The organism is Actinospica acidithermotolerans (assembly GCF_018139625.1).
In the GTDB taxonomy this organism is placed as follows: domain Bacteria; phylum Actinomycetota; class Actinomycetes; order Streptomycetales; family Catenulisporaceae; genus Actinospica; species Actinospica acidithermotolerans.
Map to the genome: position 1 here is coordinate 16,801 of NZ_JAGSOH010000030.1, position 20,243 is coordinate 37,043.

Sequence of the window (20,243 nt, forward strand, 5' to 3'; positions counted from 1 at the left end):
CTGCACCAGATCCGAACGATCAAAACCAAAGCAATATAAGAATTCTCATATGGAGTGAAACAATGGAGTTTTCACGCGCGTTGTCACGTCGTTCCGTGATCAGAGGGGCCGGCGCCCTGGCCGGGTCCGCTGCCGCTATGCCGCTGCTGAGCGCCTGCGGGGGCACCGTGGGCACCGGTTCGTCCGGGACGGCGAAGGTGCAGGACATCAAGCCGGGCACGCTGACCGTCATGTCGCCGACCGGTGAGATCGGCAGCGACCTGGTCAAGAGCTTCGAGACCGCCTACCCGCAGCTGAAGGTCAACCTGATCAACGTCGACCAGACCCGGCTGAACGCGATGCTCGCCGCCGGCAACCCGCCGGACCTGGTCGAGCAGCCGGGTACCGACGTCACCCCGTACATCGCCAGCCAGGGCATAGCGCTGAACCTGGACGCGTACTTCGAGCAGTCCAGCGTGTTCAAGGAATCCGACATCATGCCGGTCAACGATGTCTGGAAGTGGGACGGCTCGAAGCAGGGCTCGGGTTCGCGCTACGGCATCGCCAAGGACTGGTCGCAGGACGCGATGTGGTGGTACGACACGCAGCTGTGGTCGGCGGCGGGCAACGCCGCGCGCAAGCCCACCGAGCCGATCACCTATGACGAGCTGCTGGACGCCGCGAAGGCGATGACGAAGACCTCCGGCGGCAAGACCTCGATGTACGGCCTGTGGTACGTGACGCCGGACATCGACCGGATCGCCGCGATGGTGGCGACCGCGGGCGGCCGGATCATCTCCGAGGATCTGTCCACCGTCGACTTCACCTCGCCCGAGGCGATCAAGGCACTGACCTGGATCGTGGAGGCGGGCAAGGCGGGCGTGGGCTACTCGGTGACGAACCCGAGCCCGGACTGGGACGGCCCGGAGATGTTCGCGGGCAAGCAGGCCACGGCGTGCCAGGGCTACTGGTACACCGGCTTCACCGAGTCCACGGCCCCGGCCTTCGAGTCCAAGCTCCAGTTCAACGCCGCGCCCCTGCTGGGTTCGACCCGGATCAGCCCGTCGTTCGGCGCGGTCGGCTTCTGGGTTCCGGCGAAGGCGAAGAACCCGGGCGGCTCCTTCGCGTGGCTGGAGTGGTTCTGCGGCGGCGCGGGCGCCAAGCAGCGCATCTCGAAGGGCGACGGCCTGCCCTCGCTGAAATCCATGGTCTCCCTGCTGCCGCAGCGCAACGACTTCGAGCGCGCGTGCGTCGCGACGCAGAACAACGAGCTCGACTACATCGACGTCGTCCAGGTGGCCTCGCCCTATGCGCTCAACACCGCGATCAACACGACACTCGCCAAGGACTTCCCGGCGGCCATCACCGGGTCCATGTCGGTCGCCAAGCTGGCCGACACACTGACGACCGACGTCAACGCCGTGCTCGCGGCGGGCAAGAAGGCGCTGGGTAAGTGAAGCCATGAGTACCTTTCAGATCGCCTCCCCGGCGCCGCGGCGCCGGGGAGGGCGGGCCCGGCGGATCCGCGGCGCGCTGGCCTTCTACGGCTTCATCTCGCCATGGCTGATCGGCACTCTGCTGCTGACGGCCTTCCCGGTCGGCTACGCCGTCTACATGAGCTTCACCGACTGGAACGGCATGACTTCATTCATGCCGTGGGTGGGCCTGTCGAACTACCAGCAGGTGTTCACCTCCGGCGACACGCTCTCGGCGCTCTCGAAGACGCTGATCCTGTGCGCGATCGTGGTCCCGATCACCATCGCCGGCAGCCTCTTCCTGGCCGTGCTGCTGAACAAGCGGATGCGCGGGCGGACGATTCTCCGCACCTTGATCTACCTCCCGGCGGTCGTCCCGCCGGTGGCCTCGGCGCTGATCTGGAAGGTCATCTTCGACAAGAACTCCGGAGCGGCCAACCGGATCCTCGCCATCTTCCACGTCGACCCGCTGGACTGGCTGAACGGCCAGCTGGCCTTCGTCGTGATGATCGTGGTGCTGCTGTGGGGCGTCGGCGCCGGAATCATCATCAACCTGGCCGCGCTGCAGACCGTCCCGGCCGAGCAGTTGGAGGCGGCGAAGATGGACGGCGCCAACGCCTTCCGGTCCTTCCGGCACGTGACGCTGCCCGCGATCTCGCCGATCCTGCTGTTCCAGACCGTGCTGGTCACGATCACGACGCTGCAGACCTTCGTCCCGGCCATCCTGCTCTCGCCGATCGCCGGCTCCAACGTCTACACGAACATCCCGCCGGCCAACGACGTGTACATGGTCGACGTCTACGAGCAGTACTTCGACTACTCGCGCTACGGCATGGGCTCGGCGATGCTCGTGGTCTTCTTCGCGGTGATCCTGCTGATGACCGGCCTCATCTTCAAGTTCCTCGGCCGCAGCGTGTTCTACGCGGTCGATCCCAGCGAGTCGGGGAAGGGCTGATCCGCGATGGCCTTGCACGACGTGCGTACAGATCCGGAGACGACCACCCGGACACCCCGTCCGGCTCCGCGGCCGCCGGCCGCGCCGATCCGCCGCCGCCGCGAGCGCAACCGGATCGCGTTCGCCATCCTCGTCCTGGTGGCGTTGCTGGTCACCGCCCCGTTCGTCGAGCTGCTGATCAGCGCCCTGACGCCAGGTTCGGAGATCGGGGCCGACCGCTGGCTGCCGAGCATGTTCCGCTGGGCCAACATCAGCGACGCGATCGACTACATCCCGTACTGGGACCTGACCCGCAACTCGGTGTTCCTGGCCACCTTGTCCGGGGTGCTCACGACCTTCAGTTCGGCGATCACCGGCTACGGCTTCGCCCGGATGCGCGGTCCGGGAAAGAAGTTCCTGTTCGGCGTGCTGATCATGACGATGATGGTCCCGCCGATCGTCACGCTCATCCCGACCTATCTGCTCTTCTCCCGCTACGGCCTGGTGGGCACCTACCTGCCGTGGGTCTTCTGGGGAGCGGCCGGAACGCCGTATACGATCTTCCTCTACCGGCAGTTCTTCTCCAGCATGCCGAAGGAGCTGGAGGAGGCCGCGATCATCGACGGCGCGGGACGCATCCGGATCTTCGTGCAGATCTTCCTGCCGCTCTCGCGTCCGCTGCTGGTGACCGCGTTCGTGCTGGCGTTCAACGCGGTCTGGGGTGACTTCGTCGCGCCGGACCTGTTCCTGAACTCGAGCAACACGACGCTCGCGGTCGGCGTTTCCTCCGGCTACACGAACCAGGCCGGATATCCGCTCTACAACCTGCTGGCTTCCGGCGCGATGCTCTACGTCATCCCCGTGGTGCTGCTGTTCCTGTTCGCCCAGCGCAGCTACGTGCGCGGCTTCGCCAACTCCGGACTCAAGGGCTGAGCGGCCGAGATGGACAGGGAACTGCCGCTCTACCGCGACCCGGTCTTCGACGGCGCGACCGACCCTGTGCTCGTGTGGAACCGCGGGCTGCGCCAGTGGTGGATGTTCTACACGCAGCGCCGCGCCGCCGTGCCGGGGCCGGGCGTGGCGTGGGTGCACGGCACCGACATCGGCATCGCCGTCTCTGAGGATGCGGGGACGACGTGGCTGTATCGCGGCATCGCGCGTGGTTTGGAGTACGAGCCGGGGCGCAACACGTACTGGGCACCGGAGATCTTCTGGGCCGAGGGTCTGTACCAGATGTTCGTGTCCTACATCCGCGGCGTTCCGGACCGGTGGGAGGGCCACCCGCGGCAGATCCTGCACTACACGAGCGCGAACCTGATCGACTGGCGGCTGGCCGGGCCAGTGCGCCTCGACTCGGACAAGGTGATCGACGCGGCTGTCCGCCGGCTGCCGAGCGACGACTACCGCATGTGGTTCAAGGACGAGGCGCACGGCTCGCACACCTACAGCGCGGACAGCGCCGACCTCATCGCCTGGAGCAGACCGGTCCCGGTGATCACCGACCGGGCGCACGAGGGCCCGAACGTGTTCGAGTTGGCGGGGTGGTACTGGCTGATCACGGACGAGTGGCGCGGCCTCGGCGTGCACCGCTCGACGGACCTCGAGACCTGGCGGTACCAGGGGCTCATCCTCGGCGTGCCCGGCAAGCGCGCACACGACGCGGACTTCGGCAGGCACGCCGACGTCGTCGAGACCGGGGACGGCGAGACGGCCTACATCTTCTACTTCGTCCATCCGGGGCTCGCCCCGGGAACAGATCCCGACGCGACGTACGAGGCGCGCCGCTCGAGCATCGAGGCCGCGCGGCTGCGCGTCGTGGACGACACCCTCGTGTGCGACCGCGACGCCGATATCCCCGATCAGTTCCTCCCGGTGAACTGAGTCTCCACGAAGAGGTGAGAGCTCTGATGGCCAAGAACAAGCAGCGGCCCGCCGCCCGCACGGTGCCGAAGAAACCGGCCGTGCGGCCCTCCAGTGCACAGCGCCGGTTCGCCCGACCGCGCCTGATCCTCGCCACGATCGCCCTGGTGGTCGCGGGCGCGGGGGCCGTGTCGCTGAGCCTGCTCGGCCACCAGAGCGCGAGCGCGTCCGCCGCGGCCCCGGCGACCGCCTCCATCTCGCCGGACTCGATGGCCGCCGTCGAGACCGTCGACGGCATGGCGCTGCCGGTGCGCGAGTACGAGCTCTTCCTCGCCCAGGACCGGGCCGAGACCTTCGCGTACTTCCAGCAGCACTACGGCGTCACCGACTCCGCGACCTTCTGGACCACCGCGCACGGCGGCCAGACGCCGACCAAGTACCTCGAAAACGCGGCGCTGGCCGACGCGACGAAGGCGTGCGTGCAACAGGTCCTCGCGGCCAAGTACGGCGTCGTCTCCGGATTCAGCTACGCGGGCTTCCTCCAGGCCTGGCAGGCGCAGAACGCCAGCCGTTCCGCTGCCCTCGCCGCGCACAAGGTCGTCTACGGGCCGACGCACTACAGCGAGAGCGACTACTTCACCCACGTGTCGGCCCAGATCGCGGAACAGTTGCAGACCACGTTGGCGAGCAAGGGCGTCGTCAAGGTCACCGACGCGGCGCTGGAGAGCTACTACACCGCTCACAAGGCGCAGTTCGCCAGCGGCGCCAGCGGCCCCGCGCAGGAACTCGAGCCCAAGGCCGCCGGGCCCTCCGCCGCGGCCACCGCCGTCTCCTTCGCACAGGTGAAATCCGTCGTGCGGCAGTACTACGTGCAGGCCGCGTACGAAGCGCTCGTCGCCCAGCGGACGAAGCAGGCCGTCGTGCACGTGGACCAGAGTGTCCTGGCCGGAATCGCGATCAGCTGACGATCGTCCGGACCAGGTCGGTACCGCCCTTCCCCTGTCCTCCCAGCCAAGTTGGTGACGATGAAGTCCACCAGTCGGCGTATTCGCCGTACCTTGATAACCGCCTTAGCCACGACCGCCGCATTGCTGTGCGGCATGATCCCGCAGCTTGCCGCGTCCGCGTCGGCCGCGACGTGCACGACGTATTACATCTCCTCGTCCAGCGGCAGCGACAGCAACAGCGGCTGCAGTTCGAGTGCGCCCTGGCAGACGCTGACCAACGTCAACGCCACCACCTTCGCCGCCGGCGCCCAGATCCTGTTCCAGGACGGCGGCTCGTGGACCGGCACGCTGCACCCGCTCGGCTCCGGCTCCAGCGGCTCCCCGATCGTGGTCTCGAGCTACGGCTCGGGCAACGCGCCGATCATCGCGGGCGCCGGCGCGGCCGAGGCGGTCTACCTCGACAACCAGCAGTACATCACCGTCGAGAACCTCGAGATCACCAACAACGCCTCCTCGGCCGCCGCCCGCAGCGGCATCGAGGTGCAGAACGACACCAGCGGCATCCTCAACGGCATCACCATCGCGAACAACAACATCCACAACGTGCTGGGCTGGTGGTCGAGCAGCGAGAACGAGCAGCCCACCAACTCGATGGGCATCGCCTTCAACCTCTCCGACTCGTACACCACCAACGGGTGGAACGGCGTGACCATCTCGGGTAACACGCTCACGGACGACGACGCGGGTGGCATCTACGTCGGATCGCTGGCGGGCAACAACCACGGCATCGACACGACCGGCGTCGTCATCGAGAACAACACGCTGACCGATGTGGGCGGCAACGATATCGTGTGCGTGTTCTGCCAAGGCGCCACGGTGCAATACAACGTCGCGACCGACAGCGGCTACCGCTACTCCGGCGCCGGATTCTGGACCGCGGTGTCGAATAACGGCCTTTGGCAATACAACGACATCTCCGACCAGTGGCGCGAGGCTGTCGACGGCCAGGCGTTCGACTTCGACTGGGACACCAGCGGCAACATCATGCAGTACAACTACACGCACGACAACCCGTACGGCTTCATGGAGTTCTGCTGCAGCAACAGCGCCGGTTCGACGGGCTCGATCGTGCGCTACAACATCAGCCAGAACGACGGCGCGGCGAACGCCGTGTTCGGCACGCTCGGCGGAGCCACTTCGAGCGGTACGACCCAGTTCTACAACAACACCGTGTATATGGGGCCGGATGACAACGGTGCGGTCACCGGAGGCTCCGCGAACGGCTCGAACATGTACTTCGACAACAACATCATCTACGACCTCGGCTCCGGCGGATACTCCGGCACCGGTACGTGGAGCCACAATCTCTTCTACGGCAACCACCCCAGCAGTGAGCCCTCCGATTCGAGCAAGGTGACGAGCAATCCGCTGCTGGTCTCGCCGGGAGGCGGCGGGGCGACCCTCGCATCCGCGGCGGCGTACGAATTGCAGCCGAGTTCGCCCGCGATCGGCGCCGGCGAGCTGATCTCCGGAAACGGCGGCGCGGACTTCTTCGGCAACTCCGTCTCGTCCACGGCCGCCCCGAACATCGGCGCGTACAACGGCAGCGGCGTCACCCCGACCGCCAGCGAGTCCGGCGCGTTCTGGCCGCTCTCCGAGGGAACCGGCAGCACCGCGTACGACCAGACGAACGACCACAACACGATGACGCTCGGCGCCGGGGCCTCGTGGGCGACCGGCGACACCGAGCCGTACGCGCTCGCGCTGACCGGCGGGAGCACCAGCTACGCGCAGTCGACCGCGCCAGCGATCAACACGGCGGGCAGCTACACGGTCTCGGCCTGGGTCAAACTCAACAGCCTCAGCGGCAACCAGACCTTCGCCAGCATCGACGGCTCGCACATCAGCCCGTTCTACCTGCAGCTGTCCGGCGGGGTTTTCGCCTTCACCTTGCGCAGTAGCGACTCGACGGGTGCCTCATACGTCGAAGTCACCGGCCTCGCCCCGAGCACCGGCACCTGGTACCAGGTCACCGGCGTCTACAACGCGAGCTCCCACACCGCATCGCTGTACGTCAACGGCGCTCTGCAGAACTCGGCCACCTTCACCTCACCGTGGGCCGCCACCGGCAAGTCCTCGATCGGCCGAGCGCTGTGGAACGGCGCGGACGTCGACTTCGTCAACGGCGACATCGGCGATGTGCGCATGTACAACAAGGTGCTGACCTCAGAGGACATCCTTGCCCTTGGCACCGGCGCCGCCGCCTACTTCCCGTTCAACGAGGGCACCGGCAGCAGCGCCTACAACCTCATCCAGAACACGGCACCGGCGGACTTCACCGGCGACGCGGCCTGGGCGGGCAGCGGGCACGGCAGCAGCAACTCCGTCGCCCTCGACGGCACGCTCGGCACCACCGCCTTCTCCCCGTCGGCGGCGGTCAACACGGCGGGCAGCTACGCGGTCTCGGTGTGGGTCAAGTTCACGACCATCTCCAGCAGCGCGAACAACACGTTCGTCAGCCTCGACGGCAACGCCCGGCAGGAGACCAACATCAGCCCCTTCTACCTGCAACTGGCCAGCGGGAAGTTCACGCTCGCCGAGCGCAGTTCGGACTCGACGAGCTCCACACTGACCACGATCACCGGGCCGTCGGCGACCACCGGCACCTGGTACAACGTGATCGCCGAATACAACGCCGGCACCGATGTCGCATACCTGTACGTCAACGGCACACTGGCCGGCTCGGCCTCGTTCTCCTCGCCGTGGGCGGGGTCGACGACTCAGTTCGGCGACGCCGTCTGGGCCGGCGCCCAGGTCGACGCCACCAGCGGCGACATCGACGACGCCGTGCTCTACAACCGGGTGCTGACCTCGAGCGAGATCAGCGAACTGGCTGCCGGGTAGCGGCCAGGACTGGACCGGGGTCCGCCGCCGGGCGAAGCGGCGGCGGGCCCCTTCCACCAGGATCCACTTTCAGACACAGAATCATGAGGATTGCCAGCAATGACCGAACTCTCCGCCTCCGCCGCCCGCTTCGTCCTCGATCCGGCCTTCGAGGTCGGCCCCGTGGACCCCAGGCTGTTCGGGTCCTTCGTCGAGCACCTCGGACGCTGCATCCACACCGGGCTGTACGAGCCGGGCCACCCGGCCGCCGACGCCGATGGGATGCGCACGGACGTCCTCGCGCTGATCCGCGAGCTCGGCGTCACCGCGATCCGGTACCCAGGCGGAAATTTCGTCTCGGCGTACCGCTGGGAGGACGGCGTCGGTCCGCGCGAGCACCGGCCGCGCCGCCTCGACCTCGCCTGGCGCTCGATCGAGACCAACGAGTTCGGTCTCGGCGAGTTCATGAACGTGATCGGCAAGCTGCCCGAGAGCGAGCCGATGCTGGCCGTGAACCTCGGCACCCGCGGCGTGCCCGAGGCGATCGAACTGCTGGAGTACGCCAACCACCCCGGCGGCACCGAGATCTCGGACCGCCGCGTCGCCGCGGGGGACAAGGAACCGTACAACGTGCGGCTGTGGTGCCTGGGCAACGAGATGGACGGACCCTGGCAGATCGGCCACAAGAACGCCGAGGAGTACGGCAAGCTCGCTGCGGCCGCCGCGTGGGCGATGCGGCTGATCGACGAGGACATCGACCTGGTCGCCTGCGGAAGCTCCACCCGCGCCATGGACACGTTCGGCACCTGGGAGTCAACAGTCCTCGAACACACCTACGACCTCGTCGACTACATCTCCATGCACGCCTACTACGAGGAGCTCGACGGGGACCGCGACTCCTTCCTGGCCTCCGCCGTGGACATGGAGGCGTTCATCGAGGGCGTCGTGGCGACCTGCGACCACGTTGCCGCCCGGCGTAAGAGTTCGAAGAAGATGAAGATCTCCTTCGACGAGTGGAACGTGTGGTATTCGAGCCGCACCGTCGGTCAACCGCCGCGGCCCTGGGCCGAGAACCCCCGGCTGCTCGAGGACGTCTACTCGGTCACGGACGCGGTGGTCTTCGGCTCGCTGCTGATCGCCCTGCTCCGGCACGCGGACCGGATCGCGATCGCCTGCCTGGCCCAGCTCGTCAACGCGATCGCCCCGATCATGACCGAGCCGGGCGGCCCGGCCTGGCGGCAGACCACGTTCTTCCCCTTCGCGCAGACCGCCAGATACGCGAAGGGAGCGCGGGTGCTCACGGTGAACGTGCTGAGCCCCACCTATCCGACGGCCAAGCACGGCGAGGCGGCGCTGCTGCACGCCACCGCGGTCATCGACGACGCGGGTGCCGTGACGATCTTCGCCGTCAACCGCGACCGCGAGGCAGCACTTCCGCTGGAGGTCAGCCTGCGCGGACTCGAGCACCTCACGAGCGTCGCGGAGCACGCGGCACTGGCCGACGACGGGGACCCGGACGCGGCGAACACGCTGGAGAACCCCGAGCGCGTCGCGCTACGACCGGTAGACGGGACCACGCTGGAGGCGCCGGGCAGCGCGAACGCCAGACTGAGCGCGACGCTGCCGCCGCTGTCCTGGAACATCATCCGCCTCGTACCCTGAGCCGCGGAACAGACAGGGAACCGACCTCATCATGTACAGCCCTGATACGTCCGGCCGGCCCGCGCTGCGCTGGAGCACGCCCGGCCAGGTGATGCTCGTCGAGCCGTGGGGCGCCGACTCGGTGCGGGTGCGCGCCGCGGCCGACCAGATCGCCGACGGCCTGCCTGGTGCGCTGGACCGCGGCCTGATCGCCGACTCGTCCGCCGACGCCGCGCGCCTGGACATCCGGGCCGACGGCACCGCCTCGCTCGTCAACGGCCGGATCACGGTCGAGGCGGACGCGCACGGACGGCTGCGGTTCCTGCGCACCGGCACCGGCCGCGAGCTCGTCGCCGAGCACCGCCCCTACACCGCGTGCCCGGGGCCGCGCGTCTTCGCGCCGCTGGGGGACGGCAGGTACCGACTCGAACAGTACTTCGCCGCTTATGACGGCGAACGGATCCACGGACTCGGACAGCACCTGCACGGCCGGTTCGACCAGAAGGGCCTGGTCGTCGACCTCATCCAGCGCAACACCGAGGCCACCATCCCGTTCCTGCAGTCCTCGCGCGGCTACGGGCTGCTCTGGAACAACCCCGCCATCGGGCGGGTGGAACCGGCCGGGGACGTCACCCGCTGGGTTCGCCGACGCGGCCCGCCAGATCGACTACTGGATCACCGCGGGCGACGTCCCGGCGCAGATCGCCCGCCGGTACGCCGACGTGACCGGGCATCCGCCGCTGCTGCCGGAGTGGGCGAGCGGGTTCTGGCAGTCCAAGACCCGCTACCGCACCCAGGACGAACTGCTCGCGGTCGCGCGCGAATACTCCCGTCGCGGACTGCCGATCTCGGCGATCCTGTGCGACTTCTACCACTGGCCGCACATGGGCGACTGGGACTTCGAGAAGGAGGAATGGCCCGATCCCGCCAGGATGATCCGTGAACTGCGCGAGCTGGAGACCCCCGACGGGCGTGGGGTGCGGCTGGCCGTGTCGATCTGGCCCACCCTCGAGTCCGCCAGCGACAACTTCCCCGCCTTCCGCGACGCGGGCCATCTGGTGCGCGACAGCCGCGGCGGCCTGCTCACCTACCCGTGGCCCGCGCGCGGTTACGGCGAGGACCATCAGCCGAACGCCTTCCTCGACCCGACCAGCCCCGCGGCCCGCGCGGCCCTGTGGAAGCTGCTGTGGGAGCACTACCTCGACCTCGGCGTCTCGGCGTTCTGGCTCGACGCCTGCGAGCCGGACGTGCTGCCCGACCAGATGCGCCGCGCCCGCTACGCCGCCGGACCGGGCGACGAGGTCGGCAACATGTACGCCTACTATCACGTGCAAGGCGCCGCCGAGGCGATCGCGGAGCACGGCGGCGAGGACCGCGCCCGGCCGTTCCACCTGATCCGTTCGGCCTGGGCGGGCAGTCAGCGCTACGGCGGCGCGCTGTGGTCCGGTGACATCGCCCCCACGTTCGCCTCCCTGACCGTCCAGGTGCGCGCAGGGCTGAACGCGTCGATGAGCGGAATCCCATGGTGGAACAGCGACATCGGCGGCTTCCAGGGCGGCGATCCGGACGACCCGGCGTACCGCGAGGTGCTCGTACGCTGGTTCCAGTACGGCACCTTCAGCCCGATCATGCGGCTGCACGGAGACCGCGAACCGAACCAGCCGTTCACGTCCGAGATGAGCGGTGGCCCGAACGAGGTGTGGTCCTACGGCGAGCAGGCCTACCCGATCCTGCGCGAGCACCTGTTCCTGCGCGAACGGCTCCGTCCGTACATCGCGACGCTCTCCGAGGCCGCCCACCGCGAGGGCGCGCCCGTGATGCGGCCGTTGTTCTTCGAATTCCCCGACGACCCGGAGGCGTGGCGGATCGACGACGAGTTCCTGCTCGGCCCGGACATCCTGGTGGCGCCGGTGACCGTCGCGGGCGCGACCAGCCGCCCTGTCTACCTGCCGGCCGGCGTGGAATGGCTGGAGACCGACACGGGATTCTCGCATCTCGGCGGGACGTGCATCGACGCCGCCGCGCCGATCGAGCGGATCCCGGTGTTCGTCCGCGCCGGAGCCCTGGTCGCCTCGGCTTTCGGCCTGTGACGGATCACGTGGGCGCCGCGTGGCGCGAATGCGAGATCGAGCTCGTCGCCGACCGCGAGCATCAGGACGCATACAGCGTGGTCGATGTCTGGGCCGAGTTCACCGGCGAGGACGGCACCACGCTGCGGCGCCCGGCCTTCTTCGACGGCGGGCGTACGTGGCGGGTCCGTTTCGCCTCCCCGATCGGTGCCGCCGCCTGGCAGTGGACGACCGGCGCGTCGGTCGACGATCCCGGGTTGCGCGGGGTGCGCGGCACGGTCCTGATCGAGACGTCCGCCGCGAGCAACCGCTTCGAGGAGCACGGCTTCTGGCGGATGTCGCCGGGCGCCCGCAGCCTCGTGCACGCCGACGGCACCCCGGCCCTGCTGGTCGGGGATACGGCGTGGGCGCTGCCGTGGCGCGCGACCTGCGAGCAGGTGCGCGTGTACGCGGCGGATCGGGCGGCGAAGGGCTTCAACGCCGCGCTGCTGATGACCGTTCAGCCGGACATGCGTGCCGCCGGTCCGCGCGCACGCGGCGTGGACGAGGGGTTCGAGGTCGGGTTCGACGACTTGCCGGACGGCCGCCTGACCAGGCTGAACCCGGCCTATTTCCAGTACCTCGACCGGTTGACCGGGATCCTGCTGGAGCACGGCATAGTCCCCGTGCTGCAACCGGTGTTCCAGGGCTACGGCTGGAAGGGCCTGGGCGCGGCCGGCGCGGTCGTGCCGCCCGAGCAGTACGCGCGCTACTGCCGCTACCTCGTCGCACGCTACGGCGCGCGGCCCGCGATCTACCTCGTCGGCGCCGACGGATCCGGCCAGGAACCGCAGGTCGCGGCGGGCGGGGCCGAGATCCACGCCTGCGACTGCTACGGCCAGCCGACCGGGATCCACTACCGTCCGCACGGGAGCAACAACGCCCATCAGGACGCTGTCTGGCTGGATTTCCAGTGGTGCCAGACCGGCCACCACGGCGAGCACGTCCCGGAACGGGTCGCCGACATGTGGCGCAACACCCCCGCACGCGCCGTGGCCAACGGCGAGCCGACCTATGAGCGCACCGCCGACGCGTGGCGCGGCGCGGGCTGGTGGCAGGGACACGAGGCGTGGAGCAACCTGTGCGCGGGGGCGACCATGGGCGTCGTCTACGGCGCGGCGAACCTGTGGCAGTGGAAGCTGCACCCCGACGAGCCCGGCCACCCGGAAGTCTTCCTCGCGCCGGACGGCGACTGGCGCACCGCGCTGGACTTCGAAGGCTCGACGTACGTGGGCCTGGTCGGGAAGATCCTCGACGGACTGCCGACCACCGACATGCGGCCCGACTGGGACCTGGCCATGTGCTCCCGCGGCCTGAGCGTGCCCGGACGCCTCTACATCGCCTACCAGGAATTCGGCGGCACGCTGCAGATCGTCCGTCCGGAGGAGCTGCCCCGCACCTACCACGTCGTCGATCCCCGGACCGGGACCGTCCTGGGCAGCGGCACGCTCGAACCCGGCGTCAGGACCATCGACGACGAACGCGCGCCCGCGCCACGCGTCATCGTCTTTCGCGACGAGCAGGCGCAGCTCGCCCGACGGACTACTGCGAACTGAGTACTCCCGATTGTCTGCGCTCGCACGACGACTCTGACCTGCTGCTCGAGAAGCGCCCGTCGACCGGCCCGGTCGATGGGCGAGGCCGCGCGCAGGCGCCTTGTGGGCACCCGCGCGCGGCCGGGACGGACAGGCATGGGCCTCAGGCGAGTGCCTCGCCGGCCGGGGGTGTCGCGTCCCCGGTTTTTTCGCGCATCTCGGGCGCGGCGGCAGACGGGGCGAACGTGAGCCGGAGTCCCAAGGTGGCGCAGAGGGGGCCGAGGGCGCACATCGCGGCGGCGCTGACGAAGGCGGCGCCGAGGTTGCCGGCGTCGTAGCCGGATCCGCCGAAGTACGTGGCGAAGAGCGCGGCGAAGCCGAAGAACATGCCGGGGATCAGGGCGAAGGGCTTGAGGCGGCCGAGCGTCAGCAGTGTGCCGTTGACGGCGAAGATCACTACGGCCAGTGCCAGGGTGCGGGAGAGTGGTGCGGCGCCGAGCATCGTGCCCGTCTCCCGGTTGAGTACTACGGCCAGCACCCCGAAACCCGCCCCGGTGGTGGTGGCGGTGATCATGGCTACGGCGTTGGGCCGGCTGGGGCCGCCCTGCAGGAACGTGCCGGCCCAGGTGATGAAGATCGCCCAGGTCGGCATATCAAGCGGCTTCATCAGCAGGAAGACGGTGGCGAAGGCGACGATCGAGGCGCTCACCTCGTGCGGCAGGCGGATCCGCATGGCTAGGCCAACCCGCCCGGCTTGGCCAGCAGTTGCTTCAGGCCCGTGTCGATGAACTCGGTGTCGGTCGGGTTGCTGCCGTGGCCGGCGAAGTGCCCCCAGATCCCGGGGATCACGCGCAGTTCCGCGCCCGGTATCAGGCTGACGGCCCAGGCCTCGTCCTCCGGGGGGAAGTAGAGGTCCTTCTCGGCGGGCATGTCGAGCGTGGTCGCCCGGATGGAGCCGAGCGCCGCCTCCGTGTCCCCGTTGAATCCGGGGGTGAGCCCGATGTCGCCGTTCTGCCAGGTCCAGAGCATGGTGAGCAGGTTGTTGGGGTCGCGGCCGTCGAGGAAGAAGCCCTCCCAGAAGCCGACGAGGAAGTCCTCCAGGGAGGTGTAGCCGAGTTTCTCGTATTCCTTCTCCCAGTAGAACGCCTGCGAGAAGCCCCATCCCGCGTAGACCCGGGCGAGGGCCCGCAGGCCGGTGGTCGGCCACGTCTCGCCGTACCAGCCGCCGTTGAACGTCCCGTCCGCGGTGAGCGCGGCCTTGACGCCTTCCAGGAAGACCTTGTTGTGGAGACTCGTCCGCGGGGAGCCGCAGAACGGAGCGATCCGTTCGACCATCTCCGGGTGGCTCACCGCCCACTGGTAGGTCTGTCCGGCGCCCATCGACCAGCCGGTCACCAGCGCGATCCGCTCGATGCCGAACTGCTCGGTGACGAGGCGGTGCTGGGCGGCGACCTGGTCGTAGACGGTGATGTGCGGGAACCGGGCGCGGTCGTAGGGCGGCGGGGTGTTGCTCGGTGAGGTGGAGAGCCCGTTGCCGAGCATGTTGGGGACGATGATGAAGTAGTGCTCCGGGTCGAGAGCCATTCCGGGGCCGATGAGCCACTCGTTGTCCCAGTGCCGCCCGGAGTACCAGGTGGGGTAGACGATGGCGTTGGACTTGTCGGCGTTGAGCTCGCCGTATGTCGTGTAGGCGAGGTGGGCTCCGCGCAGGGTCGCGCCGTGCTGAGTGGTGAAGTCGCCCAGCTGGAAGGTCAGATGGTCGCGCATGCTGATGCCTTTCGTGAGGTCTGGAGTCGCGGGTTGGTCAGGAGGTGACGGCGCACTGGCCGCGGTCGGCCTTTCTCGGGCCCTGGGCGGTCGGCCGGATGTCGAAGTCGAAGATCGCGGTGGGGAGGTAGAGGGTGCTGCACGCGTTGGGGATGTCCACGACGCCGCTGATGCGGCCCTCGATTGGCGCCGAGCCGAGCAGCAGGTAGGCCTGTTCGCCGGTGTAGCCGAAGGAGGTGAGGTAGTCGACGGCGTTGAGGCAGGCGTTGCGGTAGGCCATCGTCGCGTCGAGGTAGTGGTTGGTGTCGGTGGCGTGGTCGACGGAGATGCCGACGAACGAGATGAACTCGCTGTACTGCGGCGCGACGTTGCCGGGCATGAAGATCGGGTTCGTGGTCACCCCGTACTTCTCCATGCCGCCCTTGATCAGATCGACGTGCAGGTCGATGAAGCCGCCCATCTCGATGGCGCCGCAGAAGGTGATCTCCCCGTCGCCCTGGCTGAAGTGCAGGTCGCCGCCCGACAGAAGGGCGCCGGGCACCAGAACGGGGTAGAAGACGCGCGAACCGCGAGTGAAGTTCTTGATGTCGTGGTTGCCGCCGTTCTCACGGGCCGGGACGGTACGGGCGCCTTCGGCGGCGATCCGGGCGGCGGTCGCGCCGACAGCGGTGCCGGCCAGGGCGTTGTCGGCGAGCGGCGGGAGGGCGAGCGCGGGCACCCGGTGCGGGTCGGTGTCGATGAGCGCCTGTTCGCGGGCGTTCCAGCGGGCCAGCAGGTCGGCCGAGGGAGCCGTGCCGAACAGGCCCGGGTGGGTGATGCCGGTGTAGCTGACGCCGGGGATGTGACGGGAGGTCGCCTGCTGCCCGTGGAAGTCCCAGACGGCCTTGTACGAGTCGGGGAAGCGGTCGGTGAGGAAGCCGCCGCCGTTCTCGCGGGCGAAGACGCCGGTGTAGCCCCAGCCCTGGCCCGATCCCTCACCGGTCGACTGCGGTACGGGGCCGAGGTCGAGGATGTCGACGACGAGCAGGTCGCCGGGTTCGGCCCCCTCCACGGCGATCGGTCCGCTGAGCATGTGCGCGTGGGTGAGATCGACGTCCCGGACGTCGTTGGCCGAGTCGTTGTTGCCGATCTGATTGTCGGTCCAGTCCCGGCACTCGATGCGGAACTCGGAGCCCGGCTTCACGGTGACGGCGGGCGGGATGTCGGGATGCCAGCGGTTGTGGCCGGGCACCTTCTGGTCGCGCATGGACATGGCCTGGTCGACGCTGAATACGACTTCGGGCATGGGACTGCCTCCGTACATTCGGGGGTTCAAGGTCTGGGCAGGCGGGCGTGCCGCGGATCCGAGGCCGGACTGCGACCCCGGCGGGCCGGCGGCACCTCGGTCACGACGCGCGGTTCGTGCGCGCTGGCCTCCTGGGCACCCAGGGCGCGAGCCAGCGCGGCGGACGTGCGGGTGAGCATCGGAGCGGTGAAGACCCGGCGGGCCGGCTCCGCGCACGCCTCGCACGGTTCCTCGGACAGGGCCTGGCCGATCGGACGGGACACGTCGAAGGGCCCGCAGTCGGTGCACTGGTACTGATATATCGCCATGGCTGATCGACCTCCAGAAGCTTCGAGAAGAAAGTATTTTCTCTCGAAGCTTCTGGGCAAGGGGGTGGCGGGTTAAGTGCCGGTTACGAAACGTCCATCCCGCGGTGCGACTACGACAGCTGCTGGAGCACGTCCCAGCTCAGTCCGTCCGCGGCGGCGAGGAAGACAGGCTGCGCCAGATGGCGGTCGCGCACCTGGACCGTGCCGCGCGGACCCTCGTACTCCAGGCCCTCAGCGGTCGCCTGGATGCGGGGCACATCCGTGGAGCCCGCTCTGCGCAGCAGTTCGGTGAGCAGGCGAACGCCCTCGTAGCAGGACTCGCCGAGGCTGTTGAGCACCGGTGCCCGCGGCCCGAAGCGGCGGCCGTAGGCCGCGGCGAAGTCCAGGCTGGACCTGGTGGGCAGGTCCTCGAAGTAGCCGGCCGCCGTCATCAGGCCCCTGGTGTTCTCCGGCCCGGTCGCCAGCAGGACGTTCTCCTCGATGAGAGAACTGAACCGAAGGCGGTCGCGGTCGAGTCCGGCGCCGGTGAACGCGCGGTTGAACAGCACGGCGTCATCCCCGATCAACAGCATGAGGACGGCCTCGCAGTCACTGGCCGCGACCCGGGCCAGCGCCGGGCCGAAGTCCGTGGTACCGAGCGGCACGTACATCTCGTCGCACACCTCGCCGCCGAGTTCGCGCAGGTAGCGGTGAGCGGCGCGGGCGGAGGTGCGGGGCCAGACGTAGTCGTCGCCGACGATCGTCCAACGCCGGATACCGAGCTCGCGCGCGAACCAGCGCAGCGCCGGCCGCAGCTGGCGGTTCGGGGTCTCGCCGGTCAGGAACACGCCCGGAGAGCGCTCGCCGCCCTCATACAGCGCGGTGTAGACATACGGCACCCGGCCGTCGATGCGCGGGGCGACGACCTCGCGGACGGCCGAGATGTGCCATCCGGCCACCGCGTCGACCACGCCGCCGGAGATCAGCGCGTCGACCTCGGCCGCGACCTGCGCGGGCGGCGCGCCGCCGTCGACGAGCACCAGCCGCAGCTCCCTGCCCAGCACGCCGGACTGCGCGTTGACCTCCTCGGCGGCGAGCTGGGCGCAGCACTCGCACGACGGGCCGAAGATGCCGGCGGGCCCCTGCAGCGGAATCACGACGGCGACGGTCAGCTCGTCACCGGTCCGGGAGGCTGCCGGGACGCGGAGCCGGAAGGGGGCCTTCTCGATCATAGGTACCCAAGATAGCCATTGCTTGCTACGACAACATTTCGCAGCGAAAGGAAATCGCGCTATCGTGGAGCCACTCCCTGCAAAGTGGCTCGGCACCCCACCCGCGGCGTGCCGCGACCGGGGACGCAACGGCACCGACGATCCTTGGGCAGGGTGATGACGACGACTTCGGCGACGGCCGTGTCCGAACTCGACTTCGCGCGGACGCTTACGCTCGTGGAGCGCAGCGTGGTGGCGAGGCTCGGCGAGGCACTCAAAGCCCAGGGCGCCACACTTGAGGAGTGGCGCGTACTGTCGTTCCTCGGCGACGGCAGCGGGCGCGCGATGACCGAGATCGCCGAATTCGCCCTGCTCTCGCCGCCCACCCTGACCAAGGTGGTCGATCGCATGGTGTCCCTCAACCTCGTCCTGCGCCGGGTGGACGACGAGGACCGGCGGCGCGTTCTCGTGTTCGCATCGAAGCGCGGTACCGAGGCCCTGAGCCGTTGGACGGCAGTGGTCGAGCACGAACAGGACAGCATCTTCTCCGCACTCGGCAGCGAGGAAGCAGTTCTGCTCACAACCCTGCTGAACCGCGCCCGCCGACGCCTGGCCGGGGCCTGACACAGTTCGGCCCTGGGCCGGTGATGCGTGCCACCGGCCCAGGATTGTGCTCGTGTCGCGGAGGGGTACTCAGTCGGTGGCGTAGGTCTTCCAGTCGGCCGTCTCGGCGGCGACGGTGTCGTGGTACGGGGTGCCGTGGGTGGAGGGTGTGACGAGGAACTGGTCGTCGTTGGCGCCGCTGTTCGCGTTGACGACGTAGTTCAGCCCGTCGCAGTTGGACAGCCACCGGTTGCCGTCCTGTCCTTCGGCCAGGCATTCGCCGTTGGTGGACATGATCTCGCTGCCGTCGAAGTACCACCACTGGCTGGAGTTCCTGCTCCAGTCACAGGCGGCGAGGTTGACCTTGCTGTAGTTGCCGCCGGAGGGGGTGAGGCATTGGTTGCCCTGGGATATCGCGTAGCCGATGGCACCGTCGCTGTTGGTGCCGCCCAGTTTCGTGATGGTCCAGGTGTAGTACTCGCTGGTGCCGCTGCCGGAGTGCAGGTCCTGGTGGTCGATGCCGGTATCGGAGCTCCAGTTGTCCGCGACGGCCCGGATCTCCACGTCGGTGGCGCTCTTCGTGGCGACGGCGGCGGGGACGATCGATGCGCCGCCGTGGTAGGCGACGGGGACCGGGCCCGCCCATCCGGCCGCGACCAGGACGTTGGTGTTGATCCAGTCCGCCGCGTTCTGGATGTAGCTGATGAAGCCGGAGCCCAGGCCGCCGATCCGGTTCGCCACGGAGGCGACGGCCCCGCCCGCCTGGCGGAACGTGCTCGTCACGCCCTTTTCGATGTAGCTTTCCGAGAGCTTGTCCAGACCGGAGAAGGAGAGCATCGAGACGGCCGCGTCCAGGAAGGCGTAGCCGACGCTCTTCCAGTTGAGGGTTCCGTCGGTCAGGTACTGGAAGGCCATCGACCCGAGGAAGCCGCCGGCGAAGCTGGCGAAGCGCACCCCCCATCCGCAGTAGGCGGGGGCGAAGTAGCAGATCGTCGTCGCGGCCAGAATGGTCACGACCGCGTCCACGGCGATCTCCACGGCGCGGGCCGAGAGGTACGACCAGCCGGTCTGCAGCGCGTTGAGTCTGCGCTCGCAGTTCGCGCTCGCCTGCCGGCGCGCGGCGTTCAGCGTGTTCGTCTGCCGAGTGGTGGAGGTGTAGGCGGCAGGCTGGACGTCAGCCCCGGTCGACGTGGACTCGGCCCGGGTGCGGTAGGCGGCAGCGACCGCCGTTACGGACTGGTCGCAGAGCTGGGCGACCGAGATCCGGGGCGCGGCCGTGTTCTGCCGGGGAGCGGTCGTGTCGAGTGCGGCGCAGGACAGCGCGAAGGCCAGCGCTGCGATGAGGAACGCTCGCAGCGGTAATCGCGTGAAGCGGCGAGTGCCCGAAAAGGACAGCACGAAATGAACTCCTTGCAATCGGTGGGCAGATCATAACGAATCCCGGGTAGGGCGGACCGCGCTCATAGACGGGCCGCCGACCCGAAGTTGAGGGGAGCATAAACGCACCCTGGGAGCGCTCACAATAGAACCGAGGAGTCACATCATCGTGTTTTGATTAAAATTTACTGGAACTCGTCTCACTGTCCTGAGGACGCAAAAAGATGACGAGATAAACTCACGCGCTATTCGACGAAATCCGAAGCCTGCCGGCGAGCCGCCGGGGCGGGTCGCTAGCAGCGCTCATCGTGCTGGCCACTGGGCCCGTGCTCCAGCCCTTACGAAGGTTCG

General features: G+C 68.6%; 15 protein-coding genes and 1 pseudogene. 10 read left to right on the plus strand and 6 right to left on the minus strand.

All coding sequences use genetic code 11. The features are described from left to right. The first annotated feature begins 137 nt into the window (after positions 1-137). The 9 genes and pseudogenes from KDK95_RS12895 (at position 138) to KDK95_RS12935 (ending at position 13,383) form a co-directional block, all read left to right on the plus strand. Positions 138-1,436, plus strand: coding sequence for an ABC transporter substrate-binding protein (locus tag KDK95_RS12895; protein WP_212518358.1), 1,299 nt, complete (start codon positions 138-140; stop codon positions 1,434-1,436). Positions 1,437-1,440: 4 nt separating this feature from the next. Beyond that, entirely contained in the window at positions 1,441-2,409 is a 969-nt protein-coding gene (locus KDK95_RS12900) for a carbohydrate ABC transporter permease (protein WP_212518359.1), read from the plus strand. Positions 2,410-2,415: 6 nt separating this feature from the next. Continuing rightward, positions 2,416-3,321, plus strand: coding sequence for a carbohydrate ABC transporter permease (locus KDK95_RS12905; RefSeq protein ID WP_212518360.1), 906 nt, complete (start codon positions 2,416-2,418; stop codon positions 3,319-3,321). A gap of 9 nt (positions 3,322-3,330) precedes the next feature. Next, a complete protein-coding gene (locus tag KDK95_RS12910) occupies positions 3,331-4,269 on the plus strand; it encodes a glycoside hydrolase family protein (RefSeq protein WP_212518361.1) in 939 nt (312 codons plus the stop codon). A gap of 26 nt (positions 4,270-4,295) precedes the next feature. Next, positions 4,296-5,213 (plus strand): hypothetical protein, encoded by a 918-nt coding sequence (locus KDK95_RS12915; protein WP_212518362.1) that lies wholly within the window; start codon positions 4,296-4,298, stop codon positions 5,211-5,213. Between the two features lie 93 nt (positions 5,214-5,306). Beyond that, positions 5,307-8,099, plus strand: coding sequence for a LamG-like jellyroll fold domain-containing protein (locus KDK95_RS12920; RefSeq protein ID WP_212518363.1), 2,793 nt, complete (start codon positions 5,307-5,309; stop codon positions 8,097-8,099). 99 nt (positions 8,100-8,198) lie between these two features. Beyond that, positions 8,199-9,740 carry an arabinosylfuranosidase ArfA gene (arfA, locus tag KDK95_RS12925; protein ID WP_212518364.1) on the plus strand — a complete coding sequence of 514 codons (1,542 nt, stop codon included), beginning with the start codon at positions 8,199-8,201 and terminating at the stop codon, positions 9,738-9,740. A gap of 31 nt (positions 9,741-9,771) precedes the next feature. Further along, positions 9,772-11,809, plus strand: a pseudogene (locus tag KDK95_RS12930) (glycoside hydrolase family 31 protein). After that, on the plus strand, positions 11,806-13,383 hold the full coding sequence (locus KDK95_RS12935) for a glycoside hydrolase family 140 protein (protein ID WP_212518366.1): 1,578 nt from the start codon (positions 11,806-11,808) through the stop codon (positions 13,381-13,383). The pseudogene KDK95_RS12930 and the gene KDK95_RS12935 overlap by 4 nt, the downstream one beginning before the upstream one ends. A 142-nt stretch (positions 13,384-13,525) precedes the next feature. Here the strand turns inward: KDK95_RS12935 and KDK95_RS12940 are convergent, their stop codons facing one another. The 5 genes from KDK95_RS12940 to KDK95_RS12960 form a co-directional block, all read right to left on the minus strand. After that, positions 13,526-14,095 (minus strand): DUF1097 domain-containing protein, encoded by a 570-nt coding sequence (locus KDK95_RS12940; protein ID WP_212518367.1) that lies wholly within the window; start codon positions 14,093-14,095, stop codon positions 13,526-13,528. 2 nt (positions 14,096-14,097) lie between these two features. Then, a complete protein-coding gene (locus tag KDK95_RS12945) occupies positions 14,098-15,129 on the minus strand; it encodes an alpha/beta fold hydrolase (RefSeq protein WP_212518368.1) in 1,032 nt (343 codons plus the stop codon). 37 nt (positions 15,130-15,166) lie between these two features. Then, positions 15,167-16,414 carry a formamidase gene (gene fmdA / locus KDK95_RS12950; RefSeq protein WP_212518369.1) on the minus strand — a complete coding sequence of 416 codons (1,248 nt, stop codon included), beginning with the start codon at positions 16,412-16,414 and terminating at the stop codon, positions 15,167-15,169. A gap of 26 nt (positions 16,415-16,440) precedes the next feature. Further along, the gene (locus KDK95_RS12955) at positions 16,441-16,722 is read right to left on the minus strand and encodes an FmdB family zinc ribbon protein (RefSeq protein ID WP_212518370.1); all 282 of its coding nucleotides are present in this window, start codon (positions 16,720-16,722) and stop codon (positions 16,441-16,443) included. Between the two features lie 110 nt (positions 16,723-16,832). Next, complete coding sequence (locus KDK95_RS12960) at positions 16,833-17,933, minus strand: substrate-binding domain-containing protein (RefSeq protein WP_212518371.1); 1,101 nt, start codon at positions 17,931-17,933, stop codon at positions 16,833-16,835. A 180-nt stretch (positions 17,934-18,113) separates the two neighbouring features. Here KDK95_RS12960 and KDK95_RS36905 point away from each other — a divergent pair, with 180 nt between their 5' ends. Further along, entirely contained in the window at positions 18,114-18,536 is a 423-nt protein-coding gene (locus KDK95_RS36905) for a MarR family winged helix-turn-helix transcriptional regulator (RefSeq protein WP_212518372.1), read from the plus strand. Positions 18,537-18,605: 69 nt separating this feature from the next. On the opposite strand, the gene KDK95_RS12970 is transcribed toward KDK95_RS36905, so the two are convergent. Continuing rightward, the gene (locus tag KDK95_RS12970) at positions 18,606-19,913 is read right to left on the minus strand and encodes a ricin-type beta-trefoil lectin domain protein (protein WP_212518373.1); all 1,308 of its coding nucleotides are present in this window, start codon (positions 19,911-19,913) and stop codon (positions 18,606-18,608) included. Between the last annotated feature and the right edge of the window lie 330 nt (positions 19,914-20,243).

Coding starts and splice junctions, on each gene's coding strand:
- KDK95_RS12895 (WP_212518358.1), top strand. CDS start 138: ATGCCGCTGCTGAGCGCCTGCGGGGGCACCGTGGGCACCGGTTCGTCC.
- KDK95_RS12900 (WP_212518359.1), top strand. CDS start 1,441: ATGAGTACCTTTCAGATCGCCTCCCCGGCGCCGCGGCGCCGGGGAGGG.
- KDK95_RS12905 (WP_212518360.1), top strand. CDS start 2,416: ATGGCCTTGCACGACGTGCGTACAGATCCGGAGACGACCACCCGGACA.
- KDK95_RS12910 (WP_212518361.1), top strand. CDS start 3,331: ATGGACAGGGAACTGCCGCTCTACCGCGACCCGGTCTTCGACGGCGCG.
- KDK95_RS12915 (WP_212518362.1), top strand. CDS start 4,296: ATGGCCAAGAACAAGCAGCGGCCCGCCGCCCGCACGGTGCCGAAGAAA.
- arfA (WP_212518364.1), top strand. CDS start 8,199: ATGACCGAACTCTCCGCCTCCGCCGCCCGCTTCGTCCTCGATCCGGCC.
- KDK95_RS12940 (WP_212518367.1), bottom strand. CDS start 14,095: ATGCGGATCCGCCTGCCGCACGAGGTGAGCGCCTCGATCGTCGCCTTC.
- KDK95_RS12945 (WP_212518368.1), bottom strand. CDS start 15,129: ATGCGCGACCATCTGACCTTCCAGCTGGGCGACTTCACCACTCAGCAC.
- fmdA (WP_212518369.1), bottom strand. CDS start 16,414: ATGCCCGAAGTCGTATTCAGCGTCGACCAGGCCATGTCCATGCGCGAC.
- KDK95_RS12955 (WP_212518370.1), bottom strand. CDS start 16,722: ATGGCGATATATCAGTACCAGTGCACCGACTGCGGGCCCTTCGACGTG.
- KDK95_RS12960 (WP_212518371.1), bottom strand. CDS start 17,933: ATGATCGAGAAGGCCCCCTTCCGGCTCCGCGTCCCGGCAGCCTCCCGG.